The 23,118-nt window shown below is 72.4% G+C and carries 12 protein-coding genes, 1 tRNA gene and 4 pseudogenes; 13 read left to right on the top strand and 4 right to left on the bottom strand.

Annotated features, from left to right (window positions below):
• Positions 1-42 precede the first annotated feature (42 nt).
• Entirely contained in the window at positions 43-1,032 is a 990-nt protein-coding gene (gene bagA, locus ABT092_RS00535) for an ATPase BagA (protein WP_351238153.1), read from the top strand.
• Entirely contained in the window at positions 1,029-2,456 is a 1,428-nt protein-coding gene (gene bagB, locus ABT092_RS00530; RefSeq protein WP_351238151.1) for an ATPase BagB, read from the top strand. The genes bagA and bagB overlap by 4 nt, the downstream gene beginning before the upstream one ends.
• A 365-nt stretch (positions 2,457-2,821) precedes the next feature.
• Here bagB and ABT092_RS00525 read toward each other — a convergent pair whose 3' ends face one another.
• Positions 2,822-3,211 carry a WhiB family transcriptional regulator gene (locus ABT092_RS00525; protein WP_351238149.1) on the bottom strand — a complete coding sequence of 130 codons (390 nt, stop codon included), beginning with the start codon at positions 3,209-3,211 and terminating at the stop codon, positions 2,822-2,824.
• A gap of 688 nt (positions 3,212-3,899) precedes the next feature.
• Between ABT092_RS00525 and ABT092_RS00520 the strand changes: the two genes are divergently transcribed.
• Entirely contained in the window at positions 3,900-6,212 is a 2,313-nt protein-coding gene (locus ABT092_RS00520) for a transglycosylase domain-containing protein (RefSeq protein ID WP_351238147.1), read from the top strand.
• 99 nt (positions 6,213-6,311) lie between these two features.
• Here ABT092_RS00520 and ABT092_RS00515 read toward each other — a convergent pair whose 3' ends face one another.
• Complete coding sequence (locus ABT092_RS00515; RefSeq protein ID WP_351238145.1) at positions 6,312-6,776, bottom strand: GatB/YqeY domain-containing protein; 465 nt, start codon at positions 6,774-6,776, stop codon at positions 6,312-6,314.
• A 139-nt stretch (positions 6,777-6,915) separates the two neighbouring features.
• Here ABT092_RS00515 and ABT092_RS00510 point away from each other — a divergent pair, with 139 nt between their 5' ends.
• The 4 genes from ABT092_RS00510 (at position 6,916) to ABT092_RS00495 (ending at position 10,022) form a co-directional block, all read left to right on the top strand.
• Positions 6,916-7,854, top strand: a complete 939-nt coding sequence (locus tag ABT092_RS00510; RefSeq protein ID WP_351238143.1) for a metallophosphoesterase — start codon at positions 6,916-6,918, stop codon at positions 7,852-7,854.
• 96 nt (positions 7,855-7,950) lie between these two features.
• A tRNA-Pro gene (locus tag ABT092_RS00505) sits at positions 7,951-8,024 on the top strand.
• 211 nt (positions 8,025-8,235) lie between these two features.
• A complete protein-coding gene (locus tag ABT092_RS00500; RefSeq protein ID WP_351238141.1) occupies positions 8,236-9,438 on the top strand; it encodes an AAA family ATPase in 1,203 nt (400 codons plus the stop codon).
• Positions 9,435-10,022 carry a DUF4276 family protein gene (locus ABT092_RS00495; RefSeq protein WP_351238139.1) on the top strand — a complete coding sequence of 196 codons (588 nt, stop codon included), beginning with the start codon at positions 9,435-9,437 and terminating at the stop codon, positions 10,020-10,022. Before ABT092_RS00500 ends, ABT092_RS00495 begins: the two co-directional genes overlap by 4 nt.
• 131 nt (positions 10,023-10,153) lie before the next feature.
• Here ABT092_RS00495 and ABT092_RS00490 read toward each other — a convergent pair.
• Positions 10,154-11,387, bottom strand: a pseudogene (locus ABT092_RS00490) (IS3 family transposase).
• A 69-nt stretch (positions 11,388-11,456) separates the two neighbouring features.
• On the opposite strand from ABT092_RS00490, the pseudogene ABT092_RS00480 reads away from it, so the two are divergent.
• A pseudogene (locus ABT092_RS00480) lies at positions 11,457-12,244 on the top strand (IS630 family transposase); the annotation flags it as partial.
• 255 nt (positions 12,245-12,499) lie between these two features.
• On the opposite strand, the pseudogene ABT092_RS00475 reads toward ABT092_RS00480, so the two are convergent.
• A pseudogene (locus ABT092_RS00475) lies at positions 12,500-12,643 on the bottom strand (site-specific integrase); the annotation flags it as partial.
• Between the two features lie 183 nt (positions 12,644-12,826).
• Between ABT092_RS00475 and ABT092_RS00470 the strand changes: the two are divergent.
• The 5 genes and pseudogenes from ABT092_RS00470 to ABT092_RS00450 all read left to right on the top strand — a co-directional run.
• A pseudogene (locus ABT092_RS00470) lies at positions 12,827-13,671 on the top strand (hypothetical protein); the annotation flags it as partial.
• A 948-nt stretch (positions 13,672-14,619) separates the two neighbouring features.
• The gene (locus ABT092_RS00465; RefSeq protein ID WP_351238135.1) at positions 14,620-16,260 is read left to right on the top strand and encodes a TIGR02677 family protein; all 1,641 of its coding nucleotides are present in this window, start codon (positions 14,620-14,622) and stop codon (positions 16,258-16,260) included.
• The gene (locus tag ABT092_RS00460) at positions 16,257-17,579 is read left to right on the top strand and encodes a TIGR02678 family protein (RefSeq protein ID WP_351238133.1); all 1,323 of its coding nucleotides are present in this window, start codon (positions 16,257-16,259) and stop codon (positions 17,577-17,579) included. Before ABT092_RS00465 ends, ABT092_RS00460 begins: the two co-directional genes overlap by 4 nt.
• Positions 17,576-21,817, top strand: coding sequence for a TIGR02680 family protein (locus ABT092_RS00455; RefSeq protein ID WP_351238132.1), 4,242 nt, complete (start codon positions 17,576-17,578; stop codon positions 21,815-21,817). The genes ABT092_RS00460 and ABT092_RS00455 overlap by 4 nt, the downstream gene beginning before the upstream one ends.
• Entirely contained in the window at positions 21,814-23,091 is a 1,278-nt protein-coding gene (locus ABT092_RS00450) for a TIGR02679 family protein (RefSeq protein ID WP_351238130.1), read from the top strand. The genes ABT092_RS00455 and ABT092_RS00450 overlap by 4 nt, the downstream gene beginning before the upstream one ends.
• The last annotated feature ends 27 nt before the right edge of the window (positions 23,092-23,118 follow it).

The raw sequence follows: 23,118 nt of genomic DNA, 5'->3' as shown, positions 1-23,118 counted from the left end.
GCCTCCTGCGTAGCCCGGGGAGCCAGTGGTTAGGCTCGCCGTGTGAGCAGGTTCCAGGTCGTCAGCGGCAAGGGCGGTACCGGCAAGACCACGGTCGCCGCGGCGTGGGCGCTGGCCCTCGCCACCGAGGGCAAGCGCACCCTCCTGGTGGAGGTCGAGGGGCGGCAGGGCATCGCCCAGCTCTTCGAGACGGAGCCGCTGCCCTACGAGGAGCGGCGGATCGCGGTGGCCCCCGGCGGGGGCGAGGTGTACGCGCTGGCCATCGATCCGGAGCTGGCCCTGCTGGACTACCTCCAGATGTTCTACAAGCTCGGGGGCGCGGGACGCGCCCTGAAGAAGCTGGGCGCGGTCGACTTCGCCACCACCATCGCCCCCGGCCTGCGCGACGTCCTGCTCACCGGCAAGGCGTGCGAGGCGGTCCGCCGCAAGGACGGGGCGGGCCGGTTCGTCTACGACCACGTGGTGATGGACGCGCCGCCCACCGGTCGGATCACCCGGTTCCTCAACGTCAACGACGAGGTCGCCGGGCTGGCGCGGATCGGCCCGGTGCACCACCAGGCGCAGGCCGTGATGCGGGTGCTGAAGTCCCCGCAGACCGCGGTGCACCTGGTGACGCTGCTGGAGGAGATGCCGGTGCAGGAGACCGTCGACGGCATCGCCGAGCTGCGGGCAGCCCGACTGCCCGTGGGCCGCATCATCATGAACATGACCCGCCCGCAGCTGTTGGACGAGGACTCCCTGGCCCGGGTGCGCGGGCAGGGGCCCGGCATCGCGCGCGCCCGGGTCGCCGCCGCCCTGTCCGCGGCCGGGCTGGGCGGCGCCCGCCGGGGCGGCCGGGCCGAGCGGCTGGTCGACCCGCTGCTGGCCCAGGCCGCCGAGTACGCCGAACGGCACGCCCTGGAGCACGCCCAGCGGGCCGTACTGACCGACACCGGCCTCCCGCTGCGGGAACTCCCGCTGCTCACCGAGGGCGTGGACCTGGCGGGCCTGCACCGGCTCGCCGCGGAGCTGAGGGGGCAGGACGCCGCATGACGCCGACCGCGGGGCAGCCGGACCGGGACCGCCCCTCCGCCGGACGCGAGGGGGGCGTCCTCGCCGTGGACCCCCTGCTCGACGATCCGCGCACCCGCATCGTGGTGTGTTGCGGAGCCGGCGGCGTGGGCAAGACGACGACGGCGGCCGCGATCGGGCTGCGGGCCGCCGAGCGGGGCCGCCGGGTCGTCGTCCTCACCATCGACCCGGCCCGCCGACTGGCGCAGTCCATGGGCATCGACGCGCTCGACAACGTCCCGCGCCGGGTGAAGGGCGTGGACGAGGCGGCGGGCGGCGAACTGCACGCGATGATGCTGGACATGAAGCGCACCTTCGACGAGATAGTCGAGGCGCACGCCGATCCCGAACGGGCCGCGGCCATCCTGGCGAACCCCTTCTACCAGTCCCTGTCGGCCGGTTTCGCGGGCACGCAGGAGTACATGGCGATGGAGAAGCTGGGGCAGCTCCGCGCACGGGACGAGTGGGACCTGATCGTCGTGGACACCCCGCCGTCCCGGTCGGCGCTGGACTTCCTGGACGCACCGGGGCGGCTCGGCTCCTTCCTGGACGGCAAGCTCATCCGGGTGCTGATGGCCCCGGCGAAGGTCGGCGGCCGGGCCGGGATGAAGTTCCTGAACGTCGGGATGTCGATGATGACCGGCGCCCTCGGCAAGCTGCTCGGCGGTCAACTGCTGCGGGACGTGCAGACCTTCGTCACCGCCATGGACACCATGTTCGGCGGCTTCCGCACCCGGGCCGACGCCACCTACCGGCTGCTCCAGGCACCCGGTACGGCGTTCCTCGTGGTGGCGGCCCCGGAGCAGGACGCCCTGCGCGAGGCGGCGTACTTCGTCGAGCGGCTGGCCGCCGACCGCATGCCGCTCGCCGGCCTGGTCCTCAACCGGGTGCACGGCAGCGAGGCGGCCCACCTCTCCGCGGAACGGGCACTGGCCGCGGCGGAAACCCTGTCCGGGGCCGGGCGGGGCGACGGGCAGCGGGCGGGCAAAGAAAATCTTGCCGGGCCCGGCATTGTCGATCAGGAGGGCGGGAAGACTGGACTGCGGAGCGACGATGCTCCCGAGGCGTCCCCCGAGCTCCCCGGCTCCCCCAGCCCGCGTGCCGCGCGCCTCCAGCCCCCCGCGCGGCCGGAGCCGACCGGCCCGCACGGATCCGACCGTCTCGCCGTCGGCCTGCTACGCCTGCACGCCGAACGCATGCGGCTGCTCGCCCGCGAGCAGCGCACCCGCGACCGGTTCACCGCGCTCCACCCGGAGGTGCCGGTCGCCGAGGTGGCCGCGCTGCCGGGCGACGTGCACGACCTCTCGGGCCTGCGCGACATCGGCGCACGGCTGGCCGCCGCCGGCGCCCAGGACGACGGCGGGGGAACGACACCCGCCGCCGGCACCCGGCCACCGCGGGACTGAGGCAACGGGGAACGACGGGGGCCCAGCCGTGCGTCCGGACGGATGAATGCGCCGGGCCGGAGCAACCCCGCACCCGGGGACGGCGTCCTCCTGTGCAGGACGTCCCCGTTCGGGCCTCACGCCCCGACAGTTCCGGTGCAGGCACGGTCGGTTCACGCCCGTGCGCAAGGCGTCACCGGCCACCATCGCGCAACCGACGCCACCGCACTCGGAACGCCCTAGCACGGATCGCCGCTGCACGTCCATGTGTTGACGGAGCGACACCCATGACGACGTCATTCGAACGAGTGACACCCGGACCGGCGATCCGTCCTCACGGACCCCTGCGTCCGGCCCGTGCGAGCACCCGGCTCCCCGGGAGCGGTCTACCCGACGGCCGCGTAACTCTCGTACGGCACGGGCGCTTCGCCCATCTCGCGCACCGCCTCCACCTCATCGAGGTGCACGTCGTCGAGGTGCACGGGCAACAGCCCCACCCCGCGTTCGTACTCCGTGCGCGCGGTCTCCAGCAGTCTGCGCCAGGACGTGACCGTCGGCCGCCTGCGCAACAACGCACGGCGCTCCCGCTCGGTCATGCCACCCCAGACGCCGAACTCGACGCGGTTGTCCAGCGCGTCCGCCAGGCACTCCGTGCGCACCGGACACCCGGTGCAGACCGCCTTGGCCCTGTTCTGCGCTGCTCCTTGTACGAATAGTTCGTCCGGATCGGTAGTGCGACAGGCCGCCTGCGCACTCCAGTCGGTTACCCAGCCCATACTGGCGCCGTCCTCTCCCGAATTCGAGGCTCCCCCACGGCGGCAGCGGCATATGCACCGCCGCCAGTTGAGGACGTTACGGAAGGCTGGCACAGCGCAACACCCCCTTCGGGCCCAATCTTGAATGGCCCGAACGGACTATGCGTACGCGGCAGATCACCCAACGGAGTGACGCCGCGACATACGTGATGCAGGCCGCGAAGCAGGACGAATGACGTAGGCCAACTCGGACACCGCAGGACACGGGCGGCGGATTCGGTCGACGGACCCGGGCCGGCGCCGCTGGACTGCCCGGCACTTCCCGCGACCACCTCCGCACCGCGGAACAACTCCGCGACGGCAGGGGGTTCCTGACCATCCGTGGGGTGGGGCGTCCGGCCGCGCTGCCGTGACAGTAGTAAGAAGCTTAGGCCAAGGCATGTGGGCCTGTCCGGCGAATCGCCAGGCGCCGTCCGGCGTCATCGCGCCACCGTCCCGTCACCCGCACGGAGCCGCCGCCGGCCCCGGCAACCGACTCCCGCCGGGGCCCGCGGCGGCGCCCCGCCGCACCGGCACGGGCCCGGGCGCGGCCCCCGCGAGCCGGGCCGGGCCGGGCCGCTCCGCCCGGGACGTCACGGTCCGGTACGCGAACGCTCCGAGGACCCCCCGCTCCTACGGAATGCTCATCACTACGGATTAGGCTGCCCCCATGCCAAACAAGCGCTCGGGCGGTGGACTGTCTCCCACGCAACAGGCCGCCAAGTTCCTCGGTGTCAGCGTGCTCGCCGGAGTGGTGCTGGCCGGAATCGCGCTGCCCGCCGCGGGAGTGGTGGGCCTCGCGGCCAAGGGCTCGGTCGAGGGGTTCGACGAGATCCCCGCGAACCTGAAGCGGCCCCCGCTCAGCCAGCGCACCACGATCCTGGACGCCGGCGGCGGCCACCTGGCGACCGTCTACTCGCGCGACCGCACGGTGGTCCCGCTGAAGGACATCTCGCCGCACATGCAGAAGGCGATCATCGCGATCGAGGACTCCCGCTTCTACGAGCACGGGGCGATCGACGCCAAGGGCATCCTGCGCGCGCTGAACGAGAACGCCCAGAGCGGCGGCGTGGCCCAGGGCGCCTCCACCCTCACCCAGCAGTACGTGAAGAACGTCTTCGTCGAGGAGGCCGGCGACGACCCGACGAAGGTCGCCCAGGCCACCCAGCAGACCGTCGGCCGCAAGGTCCGCGAGCTGAAGTACGCGATCCAGGTCGAGGAGGAGCTGGGCAAGAAGCGCATCCTGGAGAACTACCTGAACATCACGTTCTTCGGGCAGCAGGCGTACGGCGTCGAGGCCGCCGCCCAGCGCTACTTCTCCGTCCCGGCCAAGGACCTGGACGTCGCCCAGGCCGCCCTGCTCGCCGGCATCGTCCAGTCCCCCAGCCGGTACGACCCGATCAACGACGAGGCGGAGGCCACCAAGCGCCGCAACGTCGTGCTCCAGCGGATGGCCGAGGTCGGGGAGATCAGCCAGGCGGAGGCCGACCGGGCCAAGGCCAAGGGGCTGGGCCTCAAGGTGAAGCGCCCGCAGAACGGCTGCATCACCGCCGTCAACGGCGGCGGCTTCTTCTGCGACTACGTGCGCAACGTCTTCCTCACCGACCCCACCTTCGGCAAGACCAAGGCCGACCGGGCGAAGATCTGGAACCGGGGCGGCCTCACCATCCGCACCACCATGGACCCCAAGGCGCAGGAGTCCGTACAGGACTCGATCAAGAAGCACGTCTACCAGAGCGACAAGGTCGCCACGGCCATGACGATCGTGGAGCCCGGCACCGGCAAGATCCTCGCCATGGGCCAGTCCCGCCCGTACGGCCTGGGCAAGGGCGAGACCGTGCTGAACCTCTCGGTCGACAAGGACATGGGCGGCGGCGCCGGCTTCCAGCCCGGGTCGACGTTCAAGCCGATCGTCGCCGCGGCGGCCATAGAGAACGGCACGCCGCCCACCAAGGTCTACGACTCTCCCTACCAGATGGACTACCCCAGCCCGGTGGCCACCTGCGGCGGCAAGAACTGGGTGAACCTGTCCAAGGAGGACCTGGAGAACGAGAACGAGGCCGAGGTCGGCCCGTACGACATGAAGGAGGCGACCGCGAAGTCGGTCAACACCTACTACGTCGAGCTGATCAGCGACATCGGCATCTGCCCGGTGACCACCCTCGCCCGGCAGATGGGCGTCCAGCGGGCGGACGGCGGCAAGATGGCCCAGGCCCCGTCGATCGCCCTGGGCACCCAGGAGGTGTCCCCGCTGGCCATGGCGAGCGGCTACGCCACCTTCGCGGCCCGCGGCACCTACTGCACCCCGGTGGCCATCCAGTCGATCACCAACGCGGAGAAGAAGTCCCTCCCGGTGCCCAAGACCACGTGCTCCCGGGCGATGTCCGAGCGCACCGCCGACACCGTCAACACCCTGCTGAAGGGCGTGGTCGAGGACGGCACCGGCCAGGAGGCCGGCCTCGGCTCCCGCCCCAGCGCGGGCAAGACCGGTACCACGGACTTCCGCTACGCGGCCTGGTTCGTCGGGTACACGCCGAACGCGGCCGGCGCGGTCTGGGTCGGCGACCCGGCCCACGAGCAGCGGATGGTCAACATCACCATCGGCGGCCGGTACCACGACAAGGTCTTCGGCGGTCAGGTCCCCGGCCCCATCTGGCGCGACGCGATGGGCGGCGCCCTCGCCGACAAGCCGGCACCCGGCTTCAAGCTGGTGAACATCCCCGACGCCCCCAAGCCCAAGCCCGAGGGCGAGGAGGACGGCGACGGGGACGGGGACGGCGACCGCGAGGACGGCCGACCGGACACCGGACTGATCGGCGGACTCCTCGGCGGCACCGGTGACGGCCGACCGGGCGGCCCCGGCAACCCGAGCGGCGGCAACACCGGCAACCCGGGCGGTCCCGGCGGCACCCCCGGTGGCCTCCCGGGCAACCCCGGCGGCAGGCCCGGCGCGCTCGGCGGCGGCGAGGGCGAGGGCGACTGACCCGCGCCACCACCGCGCTCCACGACATCGGGGCGCTTCCCCCACCCGGAGAGGTGGGGGAAGCGCCCCGATGTCCGTCCTCGGTGACGGAACCGCAGCTCAGCCGGCGAGCTGCTGCTTGACCAGGGCGGCCACCCGACCGCCCTCCGCGAGCCCGGCGACCTTGGGGTTGACGATCTTCATGACCTGGCCCATCGCCCGGGGCCCCTCGGCGCCCTCCGCACGGGCCTGCGCCACGGCCTCCTCCACGATCCCCCGCAGCTCCTCGTCGGTGAGCTGCTTGGGCAGGTACCCGGCGAGGACCTCGCCCTCCGCCCGCTCCCGCTCCGCCTGCTCGGCCCGCCCGCCCTGGGCGAAGGCATCGGCGGCCTCGCGCCGCTTCTTCGCCTCGCGGGCGATCACCTTCTGCACCTCGTCGTCGGAGAGCTCGCGGGCCCGGGTGCCGGCGACCTCCTCCTTGGTGATCGCGGTGAGGGTCAGCCGGAGCGTCGCGGAGCGCAGTTCGTCGCGTTCCCGGATCGCGGCGGTGAGGTCCGCCTGGAGCTTGGACTTGAGCGTGGTCATGGGGAGAGTGTCGCAGGCGTGCACCGCGGAACGCCCACCGTTTTGGCGGCGGTCCCGCCGGGGAACCCCCGCTCCGGACCGGCGGCCGAATGATCACACCGATTGCGAACGAGATGTTCGAGTCTGACACGATGGGGACATGCGTGCGCGTTATGGAGTGCCCCTCTCAATCGCGGCCGTCGGCGCCGCCGGTCTGCTCTACTCGGCGGGCTTCGAAGCCCGTTCGTACCGCCTCCGACGAGTGACCGTCCCCGTCCTGCCCCGGGGCATGCGCCCCCTGCGGGTGCTCCAGGTGTCGGACATCCACATGGTGAGCGGCCAGCGCAAGAAGCAGCGGTGGCTGCGCTCGCTGGCCGGCCTGCGGCCCGACTTCGTGATCAACACCGGCGACAACCTGTCGGACCCGGAGGCCGTCCCCGAGGTCCTGGACGCCCTGGGCCCGCTGCTGGAGTTCCCCGGCGCCTACGTCTTCGGCTCGAACGACTACTACGGCCCGACCCTACGCAACCCCGGCCGGTACCTGGTCGAGAAGGTCCGCGGCCAGCACGGCCTCAACGGCAACCCGCCCGCCGTGGGCGTCGTCCACAACCCGTGGGAACGGCTGCGGGATGGCTTCGACGAGGCCGGCTGGCTCGACCTCACCAACACCCGGGGCACCCTCAAGCTGCCGATCGGCCCGACCGGCGTGAGCATCGGCCTCACCGGCCTGGACGACCCGCACATCAAGCGGGACCGCTACGCCGAGGTCGCCGGCGGCCCCGACCCCTCCGCCGACTTCTCGATGGGCCTCGTCCACGCCCCGTACCTGCGCGCCCTCGACGCGTTCACCGAGGACGGCTACCCCCTGGTCCTCGCCGGCCACACCCACGGCGGCCAGCTGTGCATCCCGTTCTACGGCGCCCTGGTCACCAACTGCGACCTCGACACCGACCGGGTCAAGGGCCTCTCCACCCACACCGCCGGCGGACGCACCGCCCACCTCCACGTCTCCGCCGGCTGCGGCACCAGCCGCTACACCCCCGTCCGCTTCGCCTGCCCCCCGGAGGTCTCCCTCCTGACCCTGGTCCCCGCCCCCTGACCCGCGCCGACGGGGCCCACCGGGGCCGAGGAAGCGGATTTCGCCTCCGGCCGCCGGTGGGCTAAAGTAAGCGACGTCGCCGCAGCGCGGGGACATCGGGGTGTGGCGCAGCTTGGCAGCGCGCTTCGTTCGGGACGAAGAGGTCGTGGGTTCAAATCCCGCCACCCCGACAGCCAGTAAGACCAGGTCAGGGGTCTGATCCGCGAGAGCGGGTCAGGCCCCTGAATGGTTTCCGGGGTCGCCTTGGGAGCCGTTTGGGAGCCGACGTCGGCGAGGGGGCTCCCAAAGAAGCGTGAGCCCCCTCGTTGAGGCACATGCCGGCGGTGGGGCCGCTTCAAGTAATCCGCGTGTGACTCGCCATGTTGCTGCCAAACTGATCACATGCAGGACAACTACTTCTCGCTCACTCGCGTACGGCTGAAGCACTACCGGAGCATCGCCGCGGCGGACGTCGAGCTGGGCAGACTGTTGCTACTCGTCGGTCCGAATGGTTCGGGTAAGAGCAACTTCCTCGACGCCTTGCGACTGCTCTCCGAGTCTCTGCAGACCTCTCTCGACCAGGCTCTGCGAAGCCGCGGGGGTGTGGCCGAGGTGCGCAGAAGGTCGACAGGGCATCCAACCCACTTCTCGATCGATCTGGAGTTCCGAGGGCCGGACTACCAGGGCGAGTACGGCTTCGAAGTCGGCGCAGTCAAGGGTGGCGGCTTCCGCATCTCCCGGGAGCACTGCACCGTCTGGTATGACGCGGAAGAGGAGCAAGGAACTCACGTCGATGCTAGGTTCCGCGTCGAAAATGGCGTACTGACAAGCAAGACCGAGCCGGTCATGCCTCCAGTAAGCGAGCAGCGTCTGTATCTGGTCACCGCTGCCGGACTTGAGGCCTTCCGCCCTGTCTACGACGGACTCGCCGGCATCAGCGTCTTCAGCCTCAACCCAGACGTGATACGGCAGCCTCAGACACCTGATTCAGGAGAGTTCCTGCACCGCGATGGCTCCAACATCGCCAGCGTTCTTCACCGACTACAGCGCAGCACGCGGGGCCGGGAGGACAAAGCTCGCATCGAGAGCTACCTGCAACTGATCGTCCCCGGCATGCATGGCGTAGCCCGCTCTGAACTGGGAAATTGGGAGACCCTGGAGTTTGCACAGGAGGTACCAGGAGCCAAGAACCCTTGGCGCTTTCAGGCACAGTCTGTCTCCGACGGCACGCTACGTGCACTCGGCGTACTCGTCTCACTCTTCGCTGGCACAGGCAGCACCCTCAGCACAGTCGGTATCGAGGAGCCGGAGAGCGCCTTGCACCCAGCGGCAGCAGGCGTGCTCCTCGACGCGTTGCGCGATGCAAGCGAACGCCGTCAAGTCATCGTCACCAGCCACAGCCCAGATCTTCTCGATCGCCACGACTTCGACTTGTCCGAGCTTCGAGCCGTGCGTTCCATCGCCGGAGAAACCAAGATCGGCCAGCTGGATGAAGCAGGAGTGCTAGCGCTTCGGGAACATCTCTACACCCCGGGAGAGCTCCTCCGAAACGACCAACTACTTCCCGCTGCCGCCGCGGAGTCGAAATCGGGGGTGCGCCGGTGACACTCACCCCAATCGTGGCCCCAATCGTGGAAGGTCATGGCGAGGTCCAAGCAGTGCGCGAACTCATCTCGCGCATCGCCATCGAGCTGTGTGGAACTTGGACAGAGGTCGCCCCACCGTTCCGTCTCGACTCCGGCAAAATGCGAAAACCTGATGAATTGGCCAAGGCTGTGCGCGTGCAGGCCACGCGTGTCAAAGGACGCGGCGGCGTCCTCGTGCTGAGGGATGGGGATGACAGCGACATCCGCTGCCCAGTTGAGCTTGCCCGCCAGCTGGCCCCAGAGCCCGGCCTTGTAGCCGTCCCCGTGGAAATAGTGATCGCTCGCCATGAATACGAAGCCTGGTTCCTCGCGGCAGCTGAGTCTCTCCGCAGTCACCCAGCAGTCCACGACAACGCATCGGCACCTGCGGACCCAGAGGCCAGGCGAGGCGCCAAGAGCCAACTGGAAGCCATGATGAACGAGTCCTACAAGGAGACGCTCCATCAAGCGAAGTTCTCCGCACTGATCGATTTGAGCGCCGCGCAGACAAGGAGCAGGTCCTTCCGCAGAATGGTCCATGCAGTTGAGCTTCTGCTGGAGTAGATCTCCGGATGGGACACGGGCACCTCCACATGATGTTCGTGCGGAGGCATCCGTGTTGGGCATCACCCGGGTAGCACCAGCCCACGGGCACTGGGGCCTTGTCTCTGGAGGGTGGACACCCGTTCGTGTCGTTATGCGGCAAGTGTCAGGGTGGCTGACTGTTGTTCGTAGACGATCGGTGCCCGCTGTCCGTTTGCCGAGGGCCGTCGGCGGGTGTTGTAGCGGGTGGTCCAGCGGAAGACCGTCAGGCGGCAGGCGCGGGCCCCGTCGAAATGGTGGGCACCATGGAGCGTCTCGCGTTTGAGGGGCGCGTTGAACGACTCGGCGAGCGCGTTGTCCGCGCTCGTGCCGACCGCTCCCATGGACTGCCGCACTCCCAACTCGGCGCAGACACCGGCGAATTCATGAGAGGTGTACTGGGCTCCGTGATCGCTGTGGAAGACGGCGCCGGATAGGCTGCCGCGGACCTGAGTGGCTGCCCGGAGCGCGTCGGTGACCAGCGAGGTGCGCATGTGGTCGGTGATCGACCAGCCCACCAGGCGGCGCGAGAAGCAGTCGATCACGGTCGCCAAGTACAGGAACTCGCCGTCGCCCACCGGCAGGTAGGTGATGTCGCCGACGTACTTCGTGTTTGGTGCGCTCGCGGTGAAGTCGCGCCCCAGCAGGTCGGGCACCGGTGTGGCGGACGGTTCGGGCACCGTGGTGACCTGGCGCCTGCGCAGCCGCAGCCCGGTGATGCCGTACTTCCGCATCACCCGTCCGACGCGCTTGTGGTTCACGCGCTCACCGTCGCCGTGCAGCTCGGCGGTGATCCTCGGCCGGCCGTAGGTGCCGTCCCACTCGGCGTGCACGGCCCGGATCCGCTCGGCAAGCGCCGCGTCGGCCCGCTCGCGCGCGGCGCGGGCCGCGCGGCCGGCCCGCTATTTGTAGAAGCTTGAGCGGGCGACCTCCAGCGCCTGACACAGCCGCTTCACGCCCCAGGCGCGGTGGTGGTCCTCGACGAACTGGAAGCGGCTGGTCACCAGGTCATCTCTTGTGCGAAAACTTCGTCGCCTTGCGCAGGATGTCCCGTTCAGTGGCCAGTTTCTGGTTCTCCTTGCGCACGCTCTTCAGTTCCGCTCGCAGGGCCGCGATCTCGGCCTCCAGGTCCTGCCTCGTGGCCTCGCTCACCGGGACGTCCTTCGTGTTCGTGCTCGTCGTGCCGCTCTCACCTCGGCGGGCCCGCTCGGCCCGCACCCAGTTGCGCAGCGTCTCCCGGCTGATCCCCAGATCCTTGCCGATGCCCTCGAAGGTGTGGCTCGGGTCCGACAGGTACAGCGCGACAGCGTCCGCCTTGAACTCGGGCGAGTAGACCTTCATCACCATAAAAGATGCCTCCTACCCGGCCCCTGCCGGGGCGGGCTCAGAGGTGTCCACCACTCGGGGACAGGTCCCGGCTGGGAGGACCAGCGGTGGACGCTGGCGCGGGTCAAGACGGTGATCGGCCGGCGCTTCCACCTAACCTACACGATTCAAGGCGTTCGGAAGCTGCTGGTACGCAACGGCTGGTCCTGCCAGGTCCCAGCCCGACGCGCGATGGAGCGGGACGACGAGACGGTGGCCGGGTGGGCCCGGGAGGTGTGGCCCTGCGCGGAAGGCTCGCGGCGGCCCGTGGAGCCTGGATCGTCTTCGAGGACGAAGCCGGATTCTCCATGACGCCGCCGCAGGCGAAGACCTGGTCCCAGCGCGGCAGGACCCCGGTGGTGAGAGTCCGCGGCCGTTCCCGCAGACGGATATCCATCGCTGCGCTGACCTGCTACAAACCCGGTCAACGGTCTCGGCTGATCTACCGGCCGCGCCGGGATGACGGTCAGCGCGACGGACGCAAGAGCTTCTCCTGGCGCGACTACCGGGACCTGCTGATCGCCGCGCATCAGCAGCTCGGCGGCCCGGTCGTGCTCGTCTGGGACAACCTCAACGTCCACAAAGCCTCCGGCCTGTGGGAATGGGCGGCAGTCCAGGACTGGCTGACCATCCACTACCTGCCGCCCTACGCACCCGACCTCAACCCCGTCGAAGGGATCTGGTCCCTTCTGCGACGCGGCTGGCTCTCCAACGTCGCCTTCAACACCCCCGAACACCTCGTCCAGCGCATACGACGCGGTCTACGTCACATCCAGTACCGCAGCCACCTCATAGACGGGTGCCTCGCCGAGACCGGCCTGACCATCAGACCCGCCTGATCAGCAGCACGACATCACGAGTTCAACCTCAGCAACTGCGTGACAACGCCCACGCACAACGGCGGACGAGCGCGAACGTCTGCGGACCATCAGCGCAGGTGAGACTCGCGCCGGCCCAAGGCAGCACCCCCGCCCAAGTTGCTTCGGGACGAAGAGGTCGTGGGTTCAAATCCCGCCACCCCGACAGCTACGTATGAGGTCAGGATCTACATCTACAGTCAAGATGTAGATCCTGACCTTTTTGCGTGACTTCCGCCTCGGGGGCGGCAACGTGCCGAAGATCCCGTCCATAACGACGGCTCCGGTCTGGATCACCGGGTGGATCTCCCTCCGGTAGATCTCCTCGATCGCAGCCGCCCCGGAGTGCCCGACGAGCCGGGATATCTCTTCCAGCGGGACGACCGTCCGGAGATGATCGCGCTACGCGCTTCGGCTTCAGAGGGCGGGAGAAGGGAAAGAACCCACCGGACCAAGCACAAGGACGGGTGCTTCGAGAGGTCGGATAGGCATCCGCCCCCTCGGGTGCAGCTCTTACACCAGCCGCAGCCCCGTAGCACCGCAGCGCGTTGCTACGGGACCCGCATGACGCACTCGGTCTCCGTTGTTCGCGCTGTTGACCTCCGAGTCGAGCCGGCCAACAAGCTTCTTGATCGCGTCGAGCACTCCCTTCAGACACGCTTGGATCCGGGCACAGTGGTGCGCAAGCGCCGGTCGGTCGGCGTCCGGGCCGATCGCGATACCTGGGTACGGGTGGAGCGTCGCCCGCTCAACAAGATCTCCGACCAGGGATGGAACGGTACGGAGAGCGCTGCCCGGCTGGAGGGAGTCACTCCGCCGAGGTGGCAGGGGTGTGTGGTCTGGCGGGACGCGGACGAGCCGGTGATGTGCCGGGCCGACGAGACTGAGCTCCTTCCCGGCGAGCCTATCGGGACCGCCGTACTGAGCGAGGAGCCCACGCTGTCCGAGGAGTGGTGGCGGGCCTTCGGACTGGACGCGCTCGCGCGGAACACCAGCCGGAGGGTGGCCACTCCGGGCACCGTCACGATCACGCAGGATCTGGTCACCGAGTCGATCCGCGGTGTGTTCCTCGAGGAGATCGACACGACCGTCGAACGGTGGATGCCGGCGCACGCCGACCTGAACTGGGCCAACATGAGCGTGCCTGTCTTCTCCCCCTCCGACTGGGAGGACTGGGGCAACGCCCCCCCAGGGCCTCGACGCCGCCACTCCGTGGGCCGCCTCCCTCTCAGTCCCGGCCCTCGCCGACCGCGTACGGAGCGAACGGCGGCACGACTTCGAGAGCCGGGACGGCAGGGTTGATGACGCTGTTCGCGGCCTCGAAGATCCTCGGGCCGGACGCCCACCCGGAGGACCCCCGGATCGAACCCGCCCGGCACAGGGCACGGCAGGTCATCGCGGAGCTCAGACGGGCTGACTGCTCGAACGCTCCTGGAGGAGGGCGCGATACTCGTGGATCGTCCGCTCGTCGGCTTCGGCGGCGAGGGCGTCGAGCAGTTCGGCCAGATGAGCAAGCTCGTCCGTGACGACGGCTAACGAGCTCGTGCATGGTTGGCGGGTGAGGTGCTGAGCTCTTGATGGTTGATCATGGGCGGATGGTGGAGAACGCGTCTCGTGCAGTGATCGCCAGCAACCGGCGGATCACTGGCCCACCCAGGAGTATTCGAGCGCGTCCGGGTGCAGGGCCCGGAAGGCGTCCGTGTCCCCCCTCCCCGAGCCAGCGGTAGAAGCCGTACTCGAACTCCTGGAAGAACCTGTACTGCGGCGTGTGGTCGGGCTCCAAGATGTTGAAGTCGCCCAGCACGATCCCCGCGGCCCCCTCCCCGGGCGGCAGGTTCTCCCGGCACGCCTCTGCGCGAAGCCCTGGACGAGTCTGGCCGTGAGGAACAGCGGGCCCGCCAGCATGCCGCTGCTGAGGGTCCACCGCACGGCCGTGCGGGGCACGGCACTGGCAACGGGGCGAGACCGTGCTGAGTGGATGACCGGCGTCGAGGCGGAAGGTCATCGCGAAGCGTGACATGCAGCACGCCACGCCCCGCGCTGGTCGATGCACCGCGCATCAGAGGGGACGCGGGCGATCCGCACGAACCCTGCCACGTGCCGAAGGCGACCCTCGCGCGCCGGCGACCTCTCGACAAAGCCTGCATCGGAGCCGGTTGATCGTCAGGCGGATCCGGCGCCGGCGCAGGTCTCCGTGTTGCCGCCCCGTTCGAACGACCGGAGCCCGGACCCGGCACCCCGCCGCCGCCCGGGCGCGGTCCGACGGAGTGGGCGAACCCCGGCCCCGCCCCGGCGCGATCGGAGCATTTCCAGCCACTCGGCAGCACCGTCCGGACACTGCACGTAACCTCTCGGGCATGGACGAATCCGCAGCAGGTGCACCACCGGCGCCCGGACAGGACGAGGCGCAGCGCCGGCGGTTGGACGCGTACGCGTACCTCAGTGCGCCGGAGCGGCTGGAGTACCTGGCCATCATGCGGGTCTTCTGCGGAACGCTGCTGGCGGACCTGGCGGTGCCGGACGTCCTGGCGAAGTTGCGCGGCGCCGGCGGGGCGGGGGCCGGGCTGGACGCCGATGCGCTGACCGGGCGGCTGGAGCAGCTGGAGCGCTGGGGCAACCTGTTGCGCGGCAACCACACGGTGCGGGCGTCCAGCATCACCGAGTACCAGCGGTCCCGGGCGCGGTACCAGCTGTCGCGGCTGGGCGAGCGGATCCAGCGGGACGCCGACGGGGTGCTGACCGAGGCCGAGGCCGCCCGGGAGGTGAGCAACGAGCTGTTGGCGCTGGTGGAGCGGGGGTTGCGGGAGTTGGCCGGGGCGGCGGCGGAGCCGGGTGGGGTGGCCCCGCAGGACGGGCTGGAGCGGATCAGCACGCTGTTCGTGCAGTTCGCCGGGTTCGCCGACTCGGTGCGGGACTTCTACGCCTACCTGGGGCAGGTGCTCGCCCGGTACGACCTGGACGGCGCCGAGTACCAGGGCTTCAAGGAACTGCTCCTGGACTACGTGGAGGCGATCACGGAGGACGTGTCCTTCCGGGCGCCCCGGATCTCGGCGGCCCTGGACGCACTGTGGCCGCGGCTGCCGGAGCTGCTGGCGCAGGTGGACGCGCACGCCCAGGGGCTCACCGGGCTCTCCCCGCAGGGGGACGGCGGTCCGGAGGGCCGGGTGCAGCGCAGCCGCGGGCGGGAGCTGGCCGACTGGGAGGGGCTGCGCGGCTGGTTCACCGATCTGGACGGGCAGGGCAGCCAGGTCGACCAGTTGCGGGAGGCCACGCTGCGGGCGCTCCAGTCGCTGTTGGCCAACGCCAAGCGGATGCTGCGCTCGGCCACCGGGGAGATGTCGCGGCGCAGGGACCTGTTGCGGTTGGCGCAGTGGTTCGACGGGGCCGCCCCCGAGGACGCGCACGACATCGCGGTGGCCGCCTTCGGCCTGTACGGCGCCCGTCACCTGGGCGTGCCGCCGGCCACCGACGAGGTGCTGCCCGCGCACACCGGGTGGTGGACGGGACCGGTGGTCGAGGTCCCGGTCGCGCTGCGCGAGCGGGGCAGCCGGGCGCAGCGGGGGCGGACGGCGGCGGTGGAGGACCACTCGGCGCAGAAGGAACGGCTGCGGAGGGCAGCCCGGGCCCGGTCGGCGGCCAGGCGGGCGGCGGCGGACGAACTGTGCAGCGCCTCGGGCCGGTTCGAGGAGGTGCGGTTGACCTCGGCGGCGCTGGACCTGCTGTTGGAGCTGTTGGCCACCGCGCTCGGGAACGCACGGCTCGGGCGACGGGCCGAGGGGGCGGCCGGGTTCGGGCTGGAGGCGGCGCGGAGCGAGGACGCCGACCTGGGCGTCCGGCTCGCCGTGCACCGGACGGCGGGCGCCCGGACGTTGTTGCGGGCGGCGGACGGCGATCTGCTCCTGGACGACCTGGAGTTGACCGTCGACCGGACGGCCGGACCGGAGGGGCCGATCAACCCGGCCGAACCGGGTGCACCGGTGGGGGCGGGTGCGTCATGACGATCCCCTCGGCCCACGACGTGGCGGTGGCGGCCGAACGCCGGTCCGCCGCACGGTTGTTGCTGTCCCATCCGCTGGTCTCGTCGAGCGGTCCGCACGCCGACGTGTTCCCCTTGGTCCGCCGGCACGCCGAGTGGCTGCGCAAGCGGTTCCAGCAGGTGCTCGGCTACCGCCTGGTGGTCGACAGCTCCTACGCGCGGCTGTTCAAGGCCGGGCTGGGGCCGCGGGCGGGGCACCAGCTGCTGCGGTCCACCGGCACGCCCTTCACCCCGCGCACCTACGCCTGCCTCGCCCTGGCGCTGTCGGTCCTGGTGACCGCGCCCGAGCAGATGCTGTTGTCGCAGCTGGTCGCGGACGTGCGGGCCGCGGCGGCCGATGCGGAGGTCGAGCTGGAGGAGACGGGTCGGGCGGCCGGGAAGCGGACGCTGGTCGCGGCGCTGCGCCAGTTGGTGGAGTGGGGCGTGCTGGTGGAGACGCACGGCCGGGTGAGCGCCCTCGCGCAGGAGACCGAGGGCGAGGCGTTGATCACGGTGGACCGGGAGTTGGCCCGCGCCATCGTGGCCGGGCCGCTCGCCCAGTCCCGGGACGGCGCCGATCTGGTCCGCCGGGCGGCGGACCCGGGCTTCGGCGGTGCCCGCACCTATGTGCGCCGGATGCTGGTCGAGACGCCCGTCGTCCACCTCGACGAGCTGACCGACGCGGAGCGCGACTGGCTCCGCACCCGTCAGCGCCGGGAGGCCCAGGCGTTCTTCGAACTGCTGGGTCTGGAGACGGAGATCCGCGCCGAGGGGGTGGCCCTGGTCGACCCGGAGGACGAGCTGACGGACCTCCGGTTCCCCGGTACCGGAACCGTCGCCCAGGCCGCGCTGCTGTTGCTGGAACGGCTGGTGGAGCGGCTCCGGCCCACCGGTTCCGGGACGGCGTCGACCGGCGGGACCCTCGTCGTCGGCGTGGCCGTGCCGGACGGGCTGGTGGACGAGGTGCTGGCCGGGCTGGTCGCCGAGTACGGCGGGCGCAGCGGCTGGCAGCGCGGCTACCTGGAGGACCCGGGCGCCCTGCGGGACGCCGTGCTGGGGCTGCTGGCGCGGATGCGGCTGCTGGCCCCCGCCGGGCCGGTGCGCGCGGAGGGCCACGGGGTGCCGGAGGGGTACGAGGAGTTGCCGCCGGGGCGGCAGGTGACGGACGTCCGCGGGGCCCGGCCGGGCGGCGGGGGCTGGGTGCTGCTGGCCGCCGCCGCCCGGTACGCCGCCCGCGTCACCGTGCGCTCCGGTGGCGCGCACCGCGAGGACCACGACGTACAGCAGGAGTTGCCGATATGACCGCCGATGCCCGTGGCCCCGTCCCGTCGCCGCGACCGGGGAACCCGTCGACGCCGGCGGGCGGTCGCTTCCGTCTGCACCGCGCCGGCATCCAGAACGTCTGGCAGTACGACGGCCAGGAGTTCGCCTTCGGCGACGGTCGGCTGTTGTTGCGCGGCAAGAACGGCGCGGGCAAGTCCAAGGCCCTGGAGATGCTGCTGCCCTACCTGTTGGACGGCGACGCGCGGGCGCTGGACGCGACCGGCACCGGGCGGACGACGCTGGCCTGGCTGATGTTGGACGGGTTCGAGCAGACCAACCGCCTCGGCTACCTGTGGGTGGAGTTCCGCGGGACGACCGAGGAGGGCGACCCCCGGTACCTGACGGTGGGCGCCGCCGTGCGCGCCTCGCGGTCGACGCAGCGGGCGGTGCCGACCTTCTTCGTCACCCCGCTGCGGGTCGGCGCGGGGCTGGACCTGGTCGAGGCGGGCAAGCCGCTGCCCGTCGACCGGCTGAAGGAGGTGGTGGGCGCCGAGAACGCGACCGAGCGCCCGGTCGCCCACCGGGCCCGGGTGGCGCGGGACCTCTTCGGCATCGCCGACGCCACCCGCTACCGCAACCTGACCCAGTTGCTGCACCGGCTGCGGCGCCCCACGGTCGGGGACCGCATCGAGCACGGCGGTCTGGCCGTGCTGCTGAGCGAGACGCTGCCCGGCCTCGACGAGGAGGTGGTCGAGCGGGTGGCGCGCAACCTCCACGACCTGGACGCGGTGCGGGAGGAGCTGGGCCGCCTGGAGCGCACCGACGAGGCGCTGCGCACCTTCCTCACCGACTACCGCGGCTACCTGGCCGGGGTGCTGCGCGCCTCGGCCCGGAAGGTGAGCGGGGAGTTGGACGCCCTCTCGGTGCGCCGCCGGGCGGCCGGGGACGCCGCCCAGCGCACCGGCGAGCTGCACCAGCGGGAGGAGGAGGCGCGGGCCGTGCTGGCGGGGCTCCGCGAGGAGGAACGGGCCGCCCGCACCGCCCTGGCCGCCCTGCACGCCAGCCACGCCTACCGCAGCCTGCGCGAACTCTCCGAGCGCCGCGGCACGGTGGAGGCCCTGCGCACCACGGCGGTGACCGCGTTCACCGCCCTGCGCAGCGCCCACGACGCGGAGGAGGACGCGGCGCGGCGGCTGGCCGAGGGCGTCGATGACCTCGGGGGCCGGCTGATCGAGCTGGGCACCGAGCACCGGGAGTTGCTGTCCCTGGCGGAGCGGGCGGGGCTGCCCGCCGGGCACCTGGGCGATGCGGTGGCGCTGCCGCGCACGGCCCGTTCCGCGGCGAGCTCGGTGGAGCTCCTCGGGCCGGACGGGGCGGCGTCGACGGTGCGGCACGGGCCGGTGGTGCGGGTGGACGCGGGCACCGCGGAGGCCGGACTGCGGGCCTGGCAGAAGCAGTTGGAGGACGCCGGGTCCGTGGTGCGGAACCGGGCCCGGGCCCTGCGGGAGGTGGCCGCCCTCGCCGCGCGGGCCGAGCGGGCCCGGGCCTCGGCGGCGGGCGCCGATGCGGACCGGGAGCGGCTGGAGGGCGAGGCGGAGGAGGCCGCCGGGCGTCTCGAAGCGAGCCGCGAGCGGGTCGCCGGGGCGAGCCGGGGGTACGCCGGGGAGGTCGCCGCGTGGGTGGCGCACACCCGGTCCGCGGCGGGGCCCGACTGTCCCCCGCTGGACGCCGTCCTCGCCGAGGTGGCCCGGGAGGACGGCGACGCCCCCTCCGACGGGGTGTTGCCGGCCGATGCGGACGCCCGTGCCCAGCGCTCGGCGCGGGCGGTGCTGGAGCCGTACGCGGAGCACCTCACCCGGCACCGGGACGCGCGGGCGCTCGACGTCGGCCGGCTGGACGCGGAGGTCGGGCGGCTGTCGCGGGAGAAGCGGGAGCAGGAGGAGCGCACCGACCCGGAGCCGGTGCCCCCGCACCACCGCGCCGCCGAGCGCGACCCGGCCCGGGGGGAGCCCTTCTACCGGCTGGTGGACTTCGCGGAGCACCTGACGCCCGCCGAACGCGCCGGGTTGGAGGCGGCGTTGGAGGCGAGCGGCATCCTCGACGCCTGGGTCGGTGCGGACGGGGTCCCCCTCGACCCCGGCACCCGGGACACCCTCCTCGGGGCGGGCCCCGTGCCGCCGGGGGTGGCGACCCTGGCCGCGGCCCTGCGGCCGGCCGCCCCGCGGTTCGCCTGCGGCATCACCGCCGAGCAGGTGGAGCGGCTGTTGACCGGGGTGGCGCTCGTCCCGGCCGGGGAGGAGGGCGGGGCCGCCAGTGCGGTGCACGTCGACGGGAGTTGGCGGCTGGGCGCCCTGAGCGGCCGCCACCGCAAGGACGTCGCCGAGTACGTGGGGGCGAGCGTCCGCGCCGAGACCCGGCGGCGGGCCCTCGCCGAGACGGCCGCGCGCCTCGCCGAGGCGGAACGGCGGTCGGCCGCGGCCCGCACCGAACTCGCCGCGGCGGACTCCGTCCGGCGGGCGCTGGCGCTCGCCGAGCGGGCCTTCCCGCCGGCCCGGGGCCTCGCGGACGCCTGGAGCCGGGCCGCCGCCGACGAGGCGGCCCTGCGGGAGCTGACCGCCAAGGCGGCCCGGGCGGCCCGGGCGGCCGAGACGGCCCGCGCGGCCGCCGTCTCGGCGCGCTCCGAGGCGGACGCCACCGCCACCGCCCATGACCTGCCCACCGACGCCGCCGCCCTGGAGCAGGTGGGCACCGCACTGGCGACCCTGCTCAGCGGCACCGGTCAGGTGTGCCGGGCGGTCGCCGGCACCGTCGGACGGCTCGACGGCAGCCGGGCGGACGACGGACGGTACGCACGGGCCCGCGAGGCGCGGCTGACGGCGGAGCGGGACTACCGGCTCCGCCTGGACGGGCTGCGCACCGCGCAACAGGACCTGCGCACCCGGGAGGGGGCGATCGGCGCCTCCGAGGAGGAGGTCCTGGCCCGCGAACGGGAGGTGGAGGAGCGCATCGCGAGCAGCGCCGCCGCCGTGCCGGCCGCGGAGCGCACCCACGACGACCTCCGGGACCGGCGGGTACGCGCCGAGGAGGCGGAGCGGGGCCTGCGGGAGGAGTTGGCGCAGCAGGAGGCCGCGGTCATCGACACCGGTCACGCCCTGCGCGGCGCCGTCAACCGTCCGGAGGTCGTCAAGGGGGCGGGGCTGGCGCGGTCCGCGCTGCCCGAGCACCTGGCGGACGACCCGGGGGCGGTCGTCCGCGACCGGCTGCGTGCGCTGCGCGCGCTGGCCGAGGCGGTGGCGCGGGCGGTGGGCCGGTCGACGGAGCGGGTGTCGGACGACGCGCTGCTCAAGCGGCACACGGTGCTGCGCGACCGGTTGGCGGGCGGCTACGACGCGCAGTTGGAGGAGCGCGACGGCATCAAGGTGTGCCGGCTCCTCGACGACCACGGTTCCCATGACGTGGCGGTCGTCGGGGAGCGGATCGCCGTCGAGTCCGCGCAGGCGCGGGGGCGGCTCACCGAGCGGGAGAGCGAGGTGTTCCAACGGTTCCTGACCGGCGAACTCGGCGACCACCTCGCCACGCAGGTCGTCACGGCGACCCGGCTGGTCACGGCCCTCAACGACACCCTGAAGACGGTGCGGACCTCGCACGGCCTCGGCGTGGAGCTGCTGTGGAAGCTCGACGAGGACGTGGACGCCGACGTGCGGGCGGCCGTGGAACTGCTGCGCGGCCACTCCGGCCTGCGCACCCGCGAGCAGACCGAACGGCTGCGGGAGGTGCTGCAACGCCGCATCGAGGACGCCCGCCGCGCCGACCCCTCGGCCGGCTACACGGCCCACCTGCGGACCGCGCTGGACTACCGGGCCTGGTTCCGGTTCCACACCTTCGTGGTCGAGGACGCGGCCCCGGGGCGTCGACGGAAGCTGACCGGCCGCACCGGGCTCAGCCAGGGGGAGCAGCGGGTGCTCTCGTACCTGGTGCTCTTCGCCGCCGCGGCCGCGCACTTCACCAGCCTCGCCGAGTCGGCCCCGCACGCGCCGCGGCTGATCCTGTTGGACGACGCCTTCGCCAAGGTCGACGAGCCCACCCACGGCCGGCTGGGGCGCATCCTGGTCGACCTGGACCTCGACTTCGTCCTCACCAGCGAGCGGCTGATGGGCAACTGGGCCGGGGTCCCGTCGCTGCACGTCTACGAGTGCCTGCGCGATCCCCATGTGCGCGGGGTGGCCACGCTGCACTACACCTGGAACGGGCGGCACCGGCGCCTGGTGTCGTCGTGAGCGGCCTGCCGGCGGCCACCCGCACCTGGTTGGCGGGTCCGGGGCTGGCCCGGCTCTGGGCGGCGGCCCGCGCCCGGTTGGAGGGCAACGGCGTACGGCCCGCCGGTTCGCTCCGGTTGGCCGCGCCGAGCGCCCTGGAACGCAACGACCTGTCCCTGCTGCTGGGCCGGCCCCTCACGGGCGCCGCCGTGACGGTGCGGCTCGACGTGCTCGACGCCCGGCTGCGCGAGTCGGCCGCCGGGGTCGGGCTCCGGGGGGTGCTGGAGGAGTTGGGCCCTCCCCTGGTGGACCGCCGCGCGGCCCGCGAGGACGAGGCGGCGCGCCGCCGGCAGGTGTGGTCCGCGCTGGACGCCGCCCTCGACGCCTCCCCGCTCGCCGGGCAGGAGTGGACCGGACGGTGGTGCGAGGCGCTGCGCCGGGCCGGGGTGCCCAAGGGGGTGGCGCAGGGTGCGGCGGTGCGCACCCTCGGGCAGGCGGTGCGGGTGCTCGGGGAAGTGCTCGGTCCGCAGCGCACCGGCCCCCGGGGCCGCGGCGAACTCGCCGCGGCCGCGACCGGTTCGGCGCACGGCCTGGACGACGGCACCTGGCTGGCCCGGCTGGTGCAGCGCGGTCTCGCCCTGGCCCACGGCGTCGAGCTGCCCGAGGACGCGGCGGGCCGCCGCGCGCTGTGGCGGCTGGTCTCGGTCACCCCGGACGAGGTGTCCAGCACGGTGCTGACGTACGGGCTGCGGCCCACCGGTGACGGGTGGCGGGAGCGGGCCCTGCGGGAGCGGGCCGCCCACCACGCCGAGACCCATCTGACCCTGCGGGACCTGCTCGACCTGCGGCCGGACCTGCCCGCCGGGACCGTCGTCCGGATCTGCGAGAACCCGCGGGTGGTGGCCGCCGCGGCGGACGCGTCCTGCGCCGGACCGTTGGTGTGCACCTCGGGCAGTGCCGCCACCGTGGTCCTCACCCTGCTCGACGCGCTCGCCGCCGCCGGCTGCCGCTTCGCCTACCACGGCGACTTCGACTGGCCGGGGATCGCGCTGGCCAACCGGATCATCCGCCGCTACGGGGCCCGGCCGTGGCGGATGGGCGCCGAGGAGTACGCGCGGCTGGTCGCGGAGGGCCGGGCCCGCGGCGTCCCCCGACTGCCGCTGGACGGCAGCCCGGTCGGGGCGGACTGGGACCCGGAGCTGGCCCCGGCGATGACCGCGCTCGGGGTCGCCGTCCACGAGGAGGCCACCCTCGACCTGCTGGTGGCGGACCTGGCCGAGCGGTCCGCCCCCTGACAACGTCGGCCGGGCCGGGGGGCGGGC

Origin of the sequence: Streptomyces sp. NPDC002490 (genome assembly GCF_040296045.1) — a bacterium.
Classification (GTDB): domain Bacteria; phylum Actinomycetota; class Actinomycetes; order Streptomycetales; family Streptomycetaceae; genus Streptomyces.
This window is presented reverse-complemented; position numbering and strand designations above follow the sequence as displayed.